Annotated in this window: 11 protein-coding genes, 1 pseudogene and 1 riboswitch; of the genes and pseudogenes, 5 read left to right on the top strand and 7 right to left on the bottom strand. The window is 45.2% G+C overall.

The features are described 5' to 3' along the window. Positions 1 to 4 precede the first annotated feature (4 nt). The 3 genes from BXP28_RS10800 to BXP28_RS10810 all read left to right on the top strand — a co-directional run bounded on the left by BXP28_RS10800 (position 5) and on the right by BXP28_RS10810 (position 2420). Positions 5 to 907, top strand: coding sequence for a LysR family transcriptional regulator (locus BXP28_RS10800; RefSeq protein WP_023483315.1), 903 nt, complete (start codon positions 5 to 7; stop codon positions 905 to 907). Between the two features lie 17 nt (positions 908 to 924). After that, positions 925 to 1731, top strand: a complete 807-nt coding sequence (locus tag BXP28_RS10805; RefSeq protein ID WP_023483314.1) for a histidinol-phosphatase — start codon at positions 925 to 927, stop codon at positions 1729 to 1731. 284 nt (positions 1732 to 2015) lie between these two features. Further along, positions 2016 to 2420: an alcohol dehydrogenase catalytic domain-containing protein gene (locus BXP28_RS10810; RefSeq protein ID WP_023483313.1), complete on the top strand. Its 405-nt coding sequence runs from the start codon at positions 2016 to 2018 to the stop codon at positions 2418 to 2420. Positions 2421 to 2589: 169 nt separating this feature from the next. On the opposite strand, the gene sdhB is transcribed toward BXP28_RS10810, so the two are convergent. Genes sdhB through BXP28_RS10825 form a run of 3 tightly spaced genes read right to left on the bottom strand, consistent with a single transcriptional unit; the run spans position 2590 to position 5792 of the window. Further along, positions 2590 to 3354, bottom strand: coding sequence for a succinate dehydrogenase iron-sulfur subunit (gene sdhB / locus BXP28_RS10815; protein ID WP_036654861.1), 765 nt, complete (start codon positions 3352 to 3354; stop codon positions 2590 to 2592). A gap of 2 nt (positions 3355 to 3356) precedes the next feature. Continuing rightward, complete coding sequence (gene sdhA / locus BXP28_RS10820) at positions 3357 to 5117, bottom strand: succinate dehydrogenase flavoprotein subunit (RefSeq protein ID WP_023483311.1); 1761 nt, start codon at positions 5115 to 5117, stop codon at positions 3357 to 3359. Between the two features lie 21 nt (positions 5118 to 5138). Continuing rightward, entirely contained in the window at positions 5139 to 5792 is a 654-nt protein-coding gene (locus BXP28_RS10825) for a succinate dehydrogenase cytochrome b558 subunit (RefSeq protein ID WP_023483310.1), read from the bottom strand. 250 nt (positions 5793 to 6042) lie between these two features. Between BXP28_RS10825 and BXP28_RS10830 the strand changes: the two genes are divergently transcribed. Next, positions 6043 to 6957, top strand: a complete 915-nt coding sequence (locus BXP28_RS10830) for a LysR family transcriptional regulator (protein WP_023483309.1) — start codon at positions 6043 to 6045, stop codon at positions 6955 to 6957. Positions 6958 to 7042: 85 nt separating this feature from the next. On the opposite strand, the gene BXP28_RS10835 is transcribed toward BXP28_RS10830, so the two are convergent. From BXP28_RS10835 to BXP28_RS10845, 3 genes and pseudogenes are all read right to left on the bottom strand, one after another. Continuing rightward, positions 7043 to 7906, bottom strand: a complete 864-nt coding sequence (locus BXP28_RS10835) for a cation:proton antiporter domain-containing protein (RefSeq protein WP_023483308.1) — start codon at positions 7904 to 7906, stop codon at positions 7043 to 7045. A gap of 56 nt (positions 7907 to 7962) precedes the next feature. Beyond that, positions 7963 to 8628 carry a potassium channel family protein gene (locus BXP28_RS10840; protein WP_023483307.1) on the bottom strand — a complete coding sequence of 222 codons (666 nt, stop codon included), beginning with the start codon at positions 8626 to 8628 and terminating at the stop codon, positions 7963 to 7965. 15 nt (positions 8629 to 8643) lie between these two features. Next, positions 8644 to 10025: pseudogene (locus tag BXP28_RS10845) on the bottom strand (TrkH family potassium uptake protein). Between the two features lie 24 nt (positions 10026 to 10049). Further along, positions 10050 to 10223: riboswitch (cyclic di-AMP (ydaO/yuaA leader) on the bottom strand. A gap of 171 nt (positions 10224 to 10394) precedes the next feature. Between BXP28_RS10845 and BXP28_RS10850 the strand changes: the two are divergent. Beyond that, positions 10395 to 11999, top strand: a complete 1605-nt coding sequence (locus BXP28_RS10850; RefSeq protein WP_023483305.1) for a CPBP family intramembrane glutamic endopeptidase — start codon at positions 10395 to 10397, stop codon at positions 11997 to 11999. Between the two features lie 83 nt (positions 12000 to 12082). On the opposite strand, the gene uvrC is transcribed toward BXP28_RS10850, so the two are convergent. Then, a complete protein-coding gene (gene uvrC, locus BXP28_RS10855; protein WP_023483304.1) occupies positions 12083 to 14062 on the bottom strand; it encodes an excinuclease ABC subunit UvrC in 1980 nt (659 codons plus the stop codon). Positions 14063 to 14068 lie beyond the last annotated feature (6 nt).

Here is a 14068-nt window from a genome sequence, read left to right on the forward strand (position 1 = left end):
TGCTATGAACCTGAACCAACTGGAAACGCTGCTCACGATTTCCAAAACCATGAGTTTTCGCAAAGCAGGAGAACTGCTGAACCTGACTCAGCCGGCTGTTTCTGCCCAAATCCGGAGTCTCGAAGAAGAATTCGGGACCGTTCTGATTGACCGTAATCAGCCGGTTACGCTGACTGACAGCGGTAGACTATTTTTGGAGCACGCGGAAAAAATACTAAGAACCGTTGAGGATTTGAAGCAGCGCCTGGCCGACTTGGATGAAACACCACAAGGGCATATTCACATTGGTACCACCACTTCGATTGCAATGCAGATTCTGCCCAGAGTGTTGTCTTATTTCCAGGATCAGTTTCCGCTTATTCAAACCACCATTCATTCGATGACATCCTCCCAGATCATGGCCTGTGTGGATAACGGTACCGTGGACATCGGCATTTCTTACCTGTTCGATAAACATCCCGGCCTGGAGTCTTCTGTACTTTATTATGATACGTTTGAGTTTATTGTTTCCAGCGAGCATCCGCTAAGCAGACATTCGGTCGTTTCTATCGATAAGCTCCGAAATATCCCGTTTATTATGCTTTCTCCCGAGACAGCAGGCAGACGTTTTGTCGATCAGGTATTTAAAACCTATGACATTCGTCCCCACGTCATTATGGAATTGTCAAGCAGTGAAGAAGTCAAGCGGATGGTAGAACTGAATCTCGGTGCCGCGATTATTTCCAAGCTATCCGTAAATCAGGAACTTCAACGGGGAATGCTAAAAATGATTAAGGTTCATGAGCTTGATCTTACGCATCCCGTCGGGGTCGTATATAAATCCGGAAGGTACCTGAACTCAGCCATGCAGCAGTTTTTGCGGGATTTAAAGGGAATGCCGGAGACACATTTTCTAGGTTCGGAGTGACCGTTAGGAGGAAGGATATGAGATTTGATCTTCACACTCACCATGAACGTTGTGGCCATGCCACCGGAACCATTCGTCATTATATTGAAGCCGCCATCGAAAAAGGCCTTTCTGTAATCGGAATTTCGGATCACTCCCCTTACTTTGCAAGCGAGGAGGATCAGCTTCATCCGAACATTGCTATGGCAAAATCCGAATTTGCCCGGTACGTGGAAGAAGTTCTTGAACTGAAGAAGGAATATGCCGAAAAAATTGAGGTACTGCTTGGCGTAGAATCTGATTTTTTCCCGGAATCAGCTGATATTTACCGTCATATATATGAGCAATATCCATTTGATTATATTATCGGTTCGGTCCATTATACGAGAGGCGTCAGCATTTTTAATAAAAAGAGGTGGAGAGGATTATCTGAAACAGAGCAGGTCGAACAAAAGGAATATTATTACGACCTGATTCAGCAATCTGCCAGGAGCGGCATGTTTCAAATTCTCGGCCACATTGATGCCATGAAGGGCTTCTATCCCGCTTTTTCTGATATTAAAACCCCAAAAGTCGAAGAAACACTGAAAGTTATCAGTGAGTGCGGAACGGCTATTGAAATCAATACATCCGGTAAAACTAAATACGTAGGCGGATGGTATCCTTCCGATGAAATGCTGGAGTGGGCTCTTCATTACGGAATAGACGTCACATTCGGTTCCGATGCCCATGTTACGGACCGGGTTGGCGACGAATTTGACCTTGTGGCAAAACGTCTAAAAGAAATTGGATTCAAGCGATGGGTATATTTTAGGCAAAAGGAAAAACAAATCGTCGAGTTATAATGTTTCATCCGGACAGCTAAGAGCACCTTCATTTGAGGAAGGTGCTTTCATCTTTTTCGCCCGCCATAAAGACAAAAAAAGAGAGCCTTGCCAACGGGGCAGGCTCAAGTGTTGTATATATTAAAAAGGGGATCTTGTTTAGTATATTACCTGCCCAACATTATAGAACCATGACAGGAATATTTCAATTATGTAACAAATATGAAAGCGCTATTTTTTTCTTTCTTGTTTTTCTTTCCAGGTAAATCTCTTCTATAATTAAGCTTATGGAGGTGTTCTGACTTATGGCAAAAATGATGAAAGCTATAGTTCTGCCTGAGTTCGGCGGGCCCGAATTGTTTCTGCCGGCTGAGGTGCCGGCTCCCGGTCTGCTGCCCGGACATATTCGAATCCGTCCTGCTGCTACAAGCGTCAATCCAATTGATTGCCGTATCCGAGCAGGGCTTATGCCGCAGCTAGCGCCAAAGCTGCCGGCCATTCTTCACGGGGATGTGACCGGTACGGTTGAAGCCGTCGGCGAAGGTGTTACCCGCTTTAAACCGGGTGATGAAGTATTTGCCCTTGCCGGAGGTATACGCGGCTTTGATGGTGCACTCGCCGAGCTGATGCTCGTAACGTTCTACGGGCAGGGACGTTCCTCTGGACAATGCCTTAGAAACATTCAAAAAAGAAGGCTTTCTCATACCTGAGACGAAAAAAATGATACGGCATCCAGACCGTTTAACTACCGGAGAATGCTATATGATCTACAAGGATTTTGTCAGCAAATCGGCTAATGTCCAGTTTGAATAGCAATTAAGCTGATCCAATAGAAAAAGACCGGAATTTTCCTCAGGAAAATCCGGTCTTCTCTTATTTTTATCGGCTGAGCCACTTTTTGAACAAACGTTTCGTCGTATCCTTGTTGATTTCTGCAATGGAAGTGGTAAGAGGAATACCTTTAGGGCAAGCGCGCACACAGTTTTGCGAGTTACCGCAACCTTCAATCCCCCCGTCTTCCATCAGCATATCCAGGCGTTCATCTTTGTTCATTTCACCTGTCGGATGGGCATTGAACAGACGGACTTGGGAAATTGGAGCAGGCCCTATAAAGCTCGTTTTCTCGTTTACGTTCGGGCAAACTTCCAAACAAACTCCGCAAGTCATACAAGTAGATAATTCATAAGCCCATTGACGTTTAGACTCTGCCATACGAGGGCCGGGACCAAGATCGTAAGTTCCATCAATCAGAATCCATGCCTTGACTCTCTTTAGTGCGTTAAACATACGGCTACGGTCAATAACCAGATCACGAACAACCGGAAAAGTCTTCATAGGTGCAATTCGCAGAGGCTGCTCCAGCTTATCAATCAATGCGGAGCAGGCCTGGCGGGCTCTTCCGTTAATAACCATCGAGCAGGCACCACATACTTCTTCCAGACAGTTCGACTCCCAACTCACCGGGGTTGTTTGCTTACCCGAAGCATTAACCGGATTCCGCTGAATTTCCATTAATGCACTGATGACATTCATATTCGGGCGGTAAGGAATTTCAAACTCCTCGGGATAAGAGGGTTGGTCCGGACCGTCTTGACGGGTTATGATCAGTCTGATTGTTTTTTGGGAAGATTCAGTTTGTGCCATGCTCATTTGCCCCCTTTCTTCTTGTCCGTCGTGTAATCCCGTTTACGAGGCTTGATTAAAGAAACATCCACATTCTCGTAGCTGATTTGAGGGCCTTCTGGTGTCCACGCGGCTTTAGTCGTTTTCAAGAAATTCTCATCATCCCGTTCCGGGAATTCAGGTTTGTAATGGGCTCCCCGACTTTCGTTACGCAGAAGGGCTCCTAGAGTCATAGCTTCCGAAAGCTCCAGCATATTCCAGAGCTGACGTGTGAAGGCCGCACCCTGATTATTCCAACGGGACGTATCTGTCATGCTGATGTTCTGATATCTCTCTTTCAATTCCTTGATCTTACCGATTGTCGCTTCCAGCTTGCTGTTGGTACGTACAACCGTCATATTGTTGGTCATCCATTCTCCAAGCTCTTTATGCAGTACATAAGCATTTTCCTTGCCGTCAAGCTTGAGAAGTTTCTCATATTTATCGATATGACGCTTTTTCTCCCGTTCAAACATGGAGGAAGGTACATCTTCAACGTGCTTCTCCAATCCGCGGATATATTCAACGGCTTTCGGTCCCGCAACCATGCCTCCGAAAATGGAAGATACCAGGGAGTTAGCTCCCAGACGATTCGCCCCGTGATATTGATAATCACATTCTCCTGCAGCAAATAACCCCGGAATATTGGTCATTTGATTATAATCTACCCACATGCCGCCCATGGAGTAGTGGACTGCGGGGAAGATTTTCATCGGAACTTTACGTGGATCATCTCCAACAAATTTTTCGTAAATTTCAATAATGCCGCCCAGTTTTACATCAAGTTCCTTAGGGTCTTTATGAGAAAGGTCCAAATAGACCATGTTTTCCCCATTGATTCCAAGCTTCAAATCTACACAAACATGGAAAATTTCACGTGTAGCAATATCCCTTGGAACTAAATTTCCGTAAGCAGGATATTTCTCCTCAAGGAAATACCATGGTTTTCCGTCTTTATAGGTCCAAACACGTCCGCCTTCTCCGCGTGCCGATTCTGACATCAGCCGCAGTTTATCATCTCCGGGAATCGCTGTCGGGTGAATCTGGATAAACTCTCCGTTCGCATAATGGACTCCCTGCTGGTAAACGGCGCTAGCCGCTGTTCCCGTATTGATGACAGAGTTGGTTGTTTTCCCGAATATAATGCCAGGTCCGCCTGTTGCCAGAATCACCGCATCGGAGGCAAAGGTTTCAATCGCCATCGTATGCAGATCCTGAACGACAATTCCCCGGCACACCCCATCGTCATCAAGAACAGTTCCCAAAAATTCGGCGTGCTCATACTTTGTTACCAGGCCAGCGGATTCCCAGCGGCGTACTTGCTCATCCAGCGCATACAGAAGCTGTTGTCCTGTCGTGGCACCTGCAAAGGCCGTCCGGTGATGTTTGGTTCCTCCAAACCTGCGGAAATCAAGCAGCCCCTCAGTCGTCCTGTTAAACATAACTCCCATCCGGTCCATCAGATGAATAATGCCTGGCGCAGCTTCACACATAGCTTTCACCGGAGGTTGATTGGCCAGGAAATCTCCTCCGTATACTGTATCGTCAAAATGTTCCCAAGGAGAATCGCCCTCCCCTTTGGTGTTAACAGCTCCGTTAATTCCACCCTGAGCACATACAGAGTGGGAACGTTTCACAGGTACCAGCGAAAACAGCTGTACATGAATACCGGCTTCTGCTGCCTTAATGGTGGCCATCAATCCTGCTAGGCCGCCCCCGACGACAATAACTTTGGAATTCGACATTTGCTTTTCACCTTCCCCTTATCATTTATGACTTATCACAGGTACATTGCTAAACTGCGGGTCTGTGAATGCAGTCAGAGACATTATGAACATAACGGACATAATGACAAATACACCCATCCAAATATAAGTGGATACTTTTTGAGCGCGCGGCCCGACTGTAATTCCCCAGCTTACCAGAAAAGACCACATCCCGTTGCTGAAGTGGAAGACAGCGGATAAAATCCCAACCACATACAGAACAAAAAATACAGGATTGCCCGCAATCTGATGCATAGTAGTTCCCAATTCTTCATGAGACACATTGCCTAAAGCAACTTGTACCCGGGTACTATACAAATGCCAGATCACGAAAACGAACGTAAAGATACCGGTTACGCGCTGAAGCAAAAACATGGTGTTTCGGAAATAGACATAATTTGTCACGTTGTTACGGGCAGTGAACGCTACATACAATCCGTAGATAGCATGGTAGGCCAGCGGAAGCCAAACCAAGAACAGCTCCAAAAAAAATATAAGCGGCATATTATTCAGCCACAATACGCTGTCCACAAAATCTGAATGCCCTTTCGTGGCGGAGTAATTCGTCAGCAAATGTTCAACCAGAAAGAAGCCGACCGGGATTACGCCAAGCAAAGAATGCAGTTTACGGGAATAATAAGAATTCGCCCTCATTCAGTTAGTCCCCCTCCTCAAATAATAAAGAACGACAAATTCAGACAAAGCCAACTTCCATTGTACTTCTGCTGGAAAAATGAGTCAACCCAATATTATCCACGTCTTCCCAATATTGAATTCGATAAATTTTCAATTTTTTTGTGAACAACTGGTGACATCTATTATCGTACCTCTTTATAGCTTATAATGGAATTGCTTATTTTGTATAATTTCTTATAACGAATAATTATAAGAAGGGGACCGGACCATGGAACATTTGGAAATTTTTGCAACAGTTGTCGAACAAAACAGTCTCAACAAGGCTTCCCAGCTATTGAATATCTCCCAACCTGCCTTGTCCAGAAAAATCAAAAAATTGGAGGAAGAGCTTGGGGTGGAATTGTTTGAACGAAGGGGAAAAAGACTTGAACTGACCCGGGTAGGTGAAATATGTTATGAATTCGCCCTGGAGCTTAGACAGTTGGAACGAAGATTCCATCAAACGATCCGGGATTTTCAAAAACCCGGCCGCCATGTCAGCCTTACGATCGGAGCCAGTTTGACCACACTCCAGTCTACTCTTCCGGATCTGATCACCTTATATACCAAGGATCATCCGTATACCGATATTAAGGCATTGACCGGAAAGACACATGAGATTGTTACCATGGTCAAGGAAAAAAAGGCCGATATTGGTCTTGTGGCTTCTTCCATCACTGTCCCCGGCCTTGTCTGTGAGCCTCTCTTTGATGACCATCTGGTTCTGGTACTCCCAGCCGACCATCCATTCAAAGAGCGTACTTCCCTAGCCATTCATGATTTAAATGATTTGTCTATGATTCTTTTCTCAAAAGGGACCTGGTATCGTGTTCTTACAGACGAACTCTTTCATAAATACTCCATCATGCCGGATGTCAAGATGGAAATTGATTCATTTGAGGCAATACTGAGGCTTGTCTCAACCTGTAAAACACCGACTTTGCTGCCCCAATCGTATTTACGTACTCATCTGCTCGCTTATAATGACCTCATTATCAGACAGCTTCCGGAGCTGGAGCAGACGATCCGGACTACATCCCTTATCTATTTGGAGGATTCGCTAAAGATGCCGGCGGTTGAGCAGTTTGTCGAAAATACGTACCTATACACAAACGGACATAAAGAAACTCCCCGTCTTTCATAGCAGCTTTTCCCCAAAAACAAAAAACGAACCGGAACTACCGCCTCCCTTCGGCAGCAGTTCCGGTTACCGGTTTATCCTATTCTTCTTATTGCCCGGAAGGTATTTCCAGGCCAAGGTTGCGTGCTACAAATGCCGTTGTACTGGCCTGAACGAGGATGGTCATTAAAACAGCCAGGAAGGTAACAGAAGCGATAATATCGGTGTAGGCTATTCCGAGCCCCGCTACCATACCGGATAAAGCTGCCGGGATTACTCCTGTCTCCCTTACCCAAAACATAAACACAATCTCATTCCACTTCCAATTCGCTTTCCGATCCGGAAGTGTGCAAATTAGAACCGTAAGCGGGCGGGCGATAAACATAAAAATAAAAATGATAGCCAGGCTTTGCCACAGATTGGCCCAAATTACAGTAAAATTAACCTGGCTGCCGAGCAGGATAAAAATCAGCATCCTCATTAAGGAAGTAATATTATCCGTAAAATGGGACATTTCGTGAAGCTTGTCCTCCATATCCAGCTTGAATAAAGATGCATTGCCCCAAATCAGCCCTGCGGTAAATGTAGCCATAAAACCGCTAAAATGCAGCATCTCCCCGGCCCAATAAGCCCCGAGGGCAGTCACTACCATGGAGATGGTTGCATAATCCCGCAAAATGCCCAATTTCAAATGTGCCGTTAAAAAAGACATGGTAAAACCGATCAGACACCCGAGTGCAATTCCTCCGGCTGCCGTCTTCAAAAAATCCAGTATTCCGGAGGACAGGGATACTTGATCTGTTCCACTAACCAGATGCAGTCCCTTTCCGACAATCATCCCGGCGATCAAAAAAAGTGCGACATCCGGGAGCTTTAGCCAGCTTGCCGCTTTTCCGAACAGCATACCCAAACCGAAAATGAGAATTAGCAAAAATAAGACATGATGAATAGATCCGGTTATGGCATTTTCCATCTTCTTCTTCTCCTTGGCTGCCCCCGCCGGTTTTATTTGAAACCTGCCCGGGCAGCTTATCTGATGACTTCGTCTTCAAAGCGGTCGATCTGTTCGTTTTTTCCGATAATAACCAATACGTCATTGGCTTGAATCGTATCTTCCGCTTTTGGTGCTATAATGATGCCGTCGTTCTGCTTATTGATCGCCACTACACTGCACCCAAATCTTGCCCTAGGGTCCAAATCTTTTAGCGTAAAACCCGACAAGCGTGAAGGGACAGACAATTCTGCGACAGTATATTCTGTTGATAATTCTATATAATCCAGTAAATTAGGCGACACTAACTGATGGGCCACCCGTATTCCCATATCCCTCTCCGGATAAATGATTCGGTCTACCCCAAGTTTTTGAAGCACTTTGCCGTGCAGTTCGGATAGTGCTTTAGCTACAACCATCCTAACACCCAAATCTTTCAGTAGAATGCAGGTTAAAATGCTCGCCTGAATATCATCCCCGATTGCTACAACTGCACAGTCAAAGTTCCGTATGCCTAGTGAACGCAAGACCGGCTCTTCCGTTGAATCCGCCGTAACCGTGTGAGTAAGCACATCGCTCATCTGCTCTACTTTTTCTTCGTCTTTGTCAATCCCCAGCACTTCGTTACCCAGTTTGCTAAGCTCTTTGGAAAGACTGCTTCCAAAACGGCCTAATCCGATAACAGCATATTGACTAACAGCCATGGTTCTATGTTCCCCTTATCCTATCGTAATTTTCCCTTCCGGGTAGCGGTACAGTTCTTTATCCGGTTTTGGCCCCAACGCATAAGCCAGGGTTAAAGGTCCAAGCCGTCCGGCAAACATGGTCAGACTGATCATGATTTTTCCAAATATAGTGAGGTACGGCGTTATTCCCATAGTTAGCCCTACTGTACCGAATGCAGATGTAACCTCAAATAGTATTTTCAGAAATTGCTGGCTTTCCGTAGTGGAAAGAACCATAGAAACAAATATAACCAGAAACAGACAAATCATAGAAAGCGTAATCGCTTTGAGAATACGGTCTTTTCCAAGCCGATAGCGAAAGAAAACTATATCCTCTTTTCCCCGGACCATAGCAATCATTGCCCCGATAATAGTCATGAATGTGGTTGTTTTAATGCCGCCCCCGTCGAACCCGGAGAGGCCCCGATAAACATCAGAATAATAATGAAAAACTGCGTAGCCTGCCTTAAGGAACTTATATCAAGCGTATTGGCGCCTGCTGTACGCGGAGTGACAGACTGGAAAAAAGCGGACAGTACCTTGCCAAAAAAACCTTGCTGTCCCATGGTTGCCTGATTCGTATACTCAAATATAAAGATGACCAGAGCACCAAATACTATCAGAAAAGCCGTTGCAGATAATACCACTTTGGTATGTAAGGATAATCGCCGTGTCTTCTTGTATTCCATAATGTCTGACATAACGATAAATCCTATACCTCCAATTACAATCAGTGCCATTGACGTAAAATTAATGATAAAGTCATTTTTGTAACTCGTTAAGGAAGAAAACGGTCCTGAGATTGAACCGAACAAGTCAAATCCGGCATTGTTAAAAAACGAAATTCCATGAAAAATCCCAAACAGAAGGGCTTTCGGAAAACCGAGGTCGAAGGACCAGCGGATAGTAAAAAGGGCAGCCCCTATCCCTTCAATCGTTAAGGAATAGACGAGCACTTTCCGGAATAATCGTACAATCCCTTCCATTGAACTTTGATTAAGAGCCTCCTGAAGAACAAGCCTCTCCCTTAAGGAAATTCTCTTCTTCCGCAAAAAAGCGATTAAAGTTGCCATGCTCATAAAACCTAGACCGCCGACCTGAATCAATAAAATAATGACTACCTTGCCGAAGACGGTAAAATGTGTCTCTGTATCTACAACTACAAGTCCTGTTACACAAGTGGCGGAAGTTGCAGTAAACACGGCGTCAATGAATGGCATGGAATAGCCGTCTGCTGAAGATATCGGAAGCATCAGCAGAAGCGCACCGATCAGTATAATACTGGCAAATCCAAGAACTAAAATCTGCGGGGGCTTTAATCTGAATATTTTGCCCGGTATGTTCATCATTTCCTCCTGAAACACAAAAAAAGGCATTGGAAACCCACTGCCTCATCGGTATGGTTCCCCATGCAAAGCCTACGAGGTTAGCTGACGGATTCGGATGCATAGGTCACCCTATTCACCGGTCTATGCGCATTTCTGCACAATGTGTATACTTAGGTATACCCGGCGAAATTCACCCCAATTAAATGGTTCCCCCGTTTTACTATTGAAATTCAGCTTATATATTTGAATGATTGAATTATATATGTCTTTTCTACCGGACACAAAGTCATTATTGACCGAAATCCAGCGAAAATAGCCGTTAAATCACCTTGTTTGAAACGCTGAGGCATGCGCTGGCATCCTTACACATTCTATGATAACTTTAGGATGAAACTCTTCATTTTAAGGAGCTTTTCTATGAAAATCAAACCCGGCAACCGCTATCTTGTTTTTCTCGCTATTATAGGTATTATTCTCTACTTATCAGTGGCCTTTATACCCCCTGCGGACGAAATAGATGATGAAGCCTATATGTATGAAAACAGTCCGCTTCTTTCCAAGAAAGAAGCCGCGGATAAAGCCGTGATTTTCCTGAACGATAAACAAATGTTCCTGGAAAATCCCGTAACCTACACTGTGTATCAATCAGAGTCAAACCTCAGCGGGTATATCCAGAAGGAGAATCTTACTGGATCTTACGAGGATTTTAAAGAAAAGTTCCCTCTTGAATATTATTTGATTCAGGTCATTGACGGGGCGGATGGCAGACAATTTGAAGTAAAAGTGGATTTTCAGACAGGGGCCGTGGTGGGTTGGTATTCCAAACCTGATCAGTTAGATCCCCCTACGGAAGACCAAGCAGAAACCATAGGGCGCAAAGCCATTCAAGATATGGGCTGGCCGCAGGAGCAATTTAAACTCACCGGACTAAGCACGCCCGAAGCGGATCTGGTTTTCGAACAACAGCAGCCGTCGATTGGAGGGGCTCACCTGAGAATTCAGGTTCAGTTGGATCACAATATGATTGCAGGAGTTTCACCTGATTTCGCAATCCCGGATTCGTTTATAAAGTGGATGGACTCACAAACGGATACCGCGGGTACAATGACTTTAATCAGCATGCTGCTCAATATCGGAATGACTATTTCGGCTGTTATTTATGTCATTTTAAAGCGCCGGCAAATTGCATTTCATCGCGGGGTCCTTTTATGCACCGTCTATCTTGTTCTGTATTCTCTCAACAATGTCAATTTGTATCCGACCTACAAAGTATATAAAGGGCATTTTGCGGCAGGATGGGAAAGTATGTTTTCCGTTCTGCTAATGAACATGCTGATAATTGTGATAGCTGTTTTCCTGTATTTCCTTCTTCTTGCAGGTAATCAGATGTGGCAAGAACAAGGATGGAGACCAATACCAAGGTGGAAAGACAGAAACTTTGGTAATGAAGTTCTTAGCGGCATGGGAAGGGGATATTTACTCTGCTTGTTTTTGATGGGCCTACAGCAGCTCCTGTTTTTTATAGCCGATAAAAACTTCCACGTATGGTCTGTCAGCGACCCGGGCGATTCTCCTCTGAATATGTTGAATCCGTGCATCTATCCTTTAATGGCCTGGGTAGCCGCTATTTCAGAGGAGGCAACATTTCGGCTCTTCGGTATCATTTTGTTTAAAAAGCTGTTTAGAAACAACTTTATAGCTATACTGGTGCCCAGCATCATTTGGGCTGCCGGTCATACTCAGTACCCGGTATTTCCTGTTTACACCCGGTTGATCGAAGTCACCATTTTAGGCATCGTATTTGGTTATGCGTTTTTGAAATTCGGCTTTTTTACAGCCCTGTTTGCCCATGCGGCCATGGACAGTACACTTATGGGATTATATTTGATGACGGTGGGCAATGATGCATCCCTCTTCGGGGGAATCTTCTACATGATCCTCCCTGCTCTTGTGGCAGGAGTCCTTTGGCTTTTTCATAAATGGCTGTTGAAAGGAATCCGTTTTGCAGTCTTTAGACGGTAAGTCTTTGTATTCGTCTATTAACAACAAGCATCCTTCACCATCCTTCAATAGGAGGGAAGCTGCTCTTTCTCTTATCCATGCCCCTAATCCCCTGTTGGAGTATCCATATTTCCATTCAGGGATGTCAAAATCTGTGCCGCCAATTTGTCTCCGATCCCGATGGGGCGGAAGTCTTCGACTTTCGCCTCTTTGATTTTTTTGACGGAACCAAAATGTTTGAGCAGCAGCTTACGGCGTTTTTCCCCAATGCCTGGGATGGCATCTAATTGGGATTGGACCATCGATTTTGCCCTTCGTTCGCGGTGGAAAGTAATGGCAAAACGGTGCACTTCATCCTGAATGCGGTTCAGTAAATAAAATTCCTGGCTGTCCCTTGGAATTGGAACAACCTCGGCCGGATCTCCCATTAACAGCTGGGCTGTTTTATGTTTTATGTCTTTGGATAATCCGCAAACGGGAATGTAGAGGCCAAGTTCGTTCTCAAGAATATCTATGGCGGCGGAAATCTGCCCCTTGCCTCCGTCCACGATAATTAAATCCGGCATTTCGAGCCCATCCTTTAGGACACGCTCATAACGCCTGCGAATAACCTCCCGCATCGACGAATAATCATCCGGTCCCTGGACCGTCTTGATTTTGAACTTCCGGTATTCTTTTCGTTCCGGTTTCCCATCGATGAATACAACCATAGCCGCGACAGGGTCCGCCCCCTGGATGTTGGAATTATCAAAGGCTTCAATGCGTCGGACATATCCGGTTCCTATCCACTCTCCAAGGTTTTCAACCGCCTTGATTGTCCGTTTCTCATCCCGTTCAATCAGGCGGAATTTTTCCTCCAGTGCCACACGGGCATTGTTTGCAGCCATCTCAACCATCTGCTTCTTAAGGCCTCTCTGGGGAAAATGTACTCTAACACCCAGCCAGGATTCCAGCGCTTCCTTAACCATGCCTTCCTCTGCATCCGAAGGTAAAACGGGCCCCTCCTGTTCGCGGGGATGCTCTTTTTGAAATTCATCCTCTTTTTGCAAAGCCTCAATAAAAGAATCTTTCCCGGAAATCTCGTGCGATTCCCCCGCTTTCTGTTCCCCGGCCTTGTTTCGAAGAGGCAGAAAGATTTCTTTTGGCAATGCCGGATTATCACTATATGCCTGGGTCACATAGGTTATAAAGTCCTCATACTCATCCCCGTAAAAAGGAAACATCGAGACATGCCGTTCAATCAGCTTGCCTTGCCGCATATATAAGATCTGGACGCACATCCAACCCTTATCGGTAGAATAACCAAACACATCCCGGTCCACATGGTCAGCCATAGTAATCTTCTGCTTTTCCATAACAGCTTCAATATACGCAATTTGATCCCGTAATTCCTTTGCCCGCTCGAAGTTTAATTCTTCGGCAGCTGCGTGCATTTTGGCTGTCAGATCCCGCTTGATTTCCTCATGTCCGCCGTTCAAAAAGCGGGTAATCCCTTGAATCATCTCTTCGTTTTGCTCCTTTGTGACATCGTACACGCAAGGAGCCAGGCATTGTCCCATATGGTAATACAGGCATACCCGGTCCGGCATATGCTTGCATTTGCGCAGCGGATAAAGACGGTCCAGCAGCTTTTTGGTTTCCTGTGCAGCATATGCGTTGGGATAAGGACCGAAGTATTTGCCCCTATCTTTCACGATCTTTCGCGTTACCTCAAGCCTAGGATGTTCTTCATGGGTGATTTTAATATAAGGGAACGATTTATCATCTTTTAATAGAACATTATAACGGGGCCGGTGCTTTTTGATTAAGTTGCATTCCAGAATGAGGGCCTCAATATTGCTGGAGGTTACAATGTATTCAAAATCACGGATTTCAGAAACAAGCCGCTGCGTCTTCCCGTCATGACTGCCTGTAAAATAAGACCGGACCCGGTTCTTCAATACTTTTGCTTTTCCGACATAAATGATGACGCCATCTTTGTTTTTCATCAAATAACAACCGGGCTGATCCGGCAGCAGCGCCAGCTTGTTACGAATCAGTTCCGTACTTTTTCCGCGCTCCTTCGGATCTTCATGCTGGGTCATACCTTA

This window comes from Paenibacillus larvae subsp. larvae (genome assembly GCF_002003265.1).
GTDB lineage: Bacteria > Bacillota > Bacilli > Paenibacillales > NBRC-103111 > Paenibacillus_H > Paenibacillus_H larvae.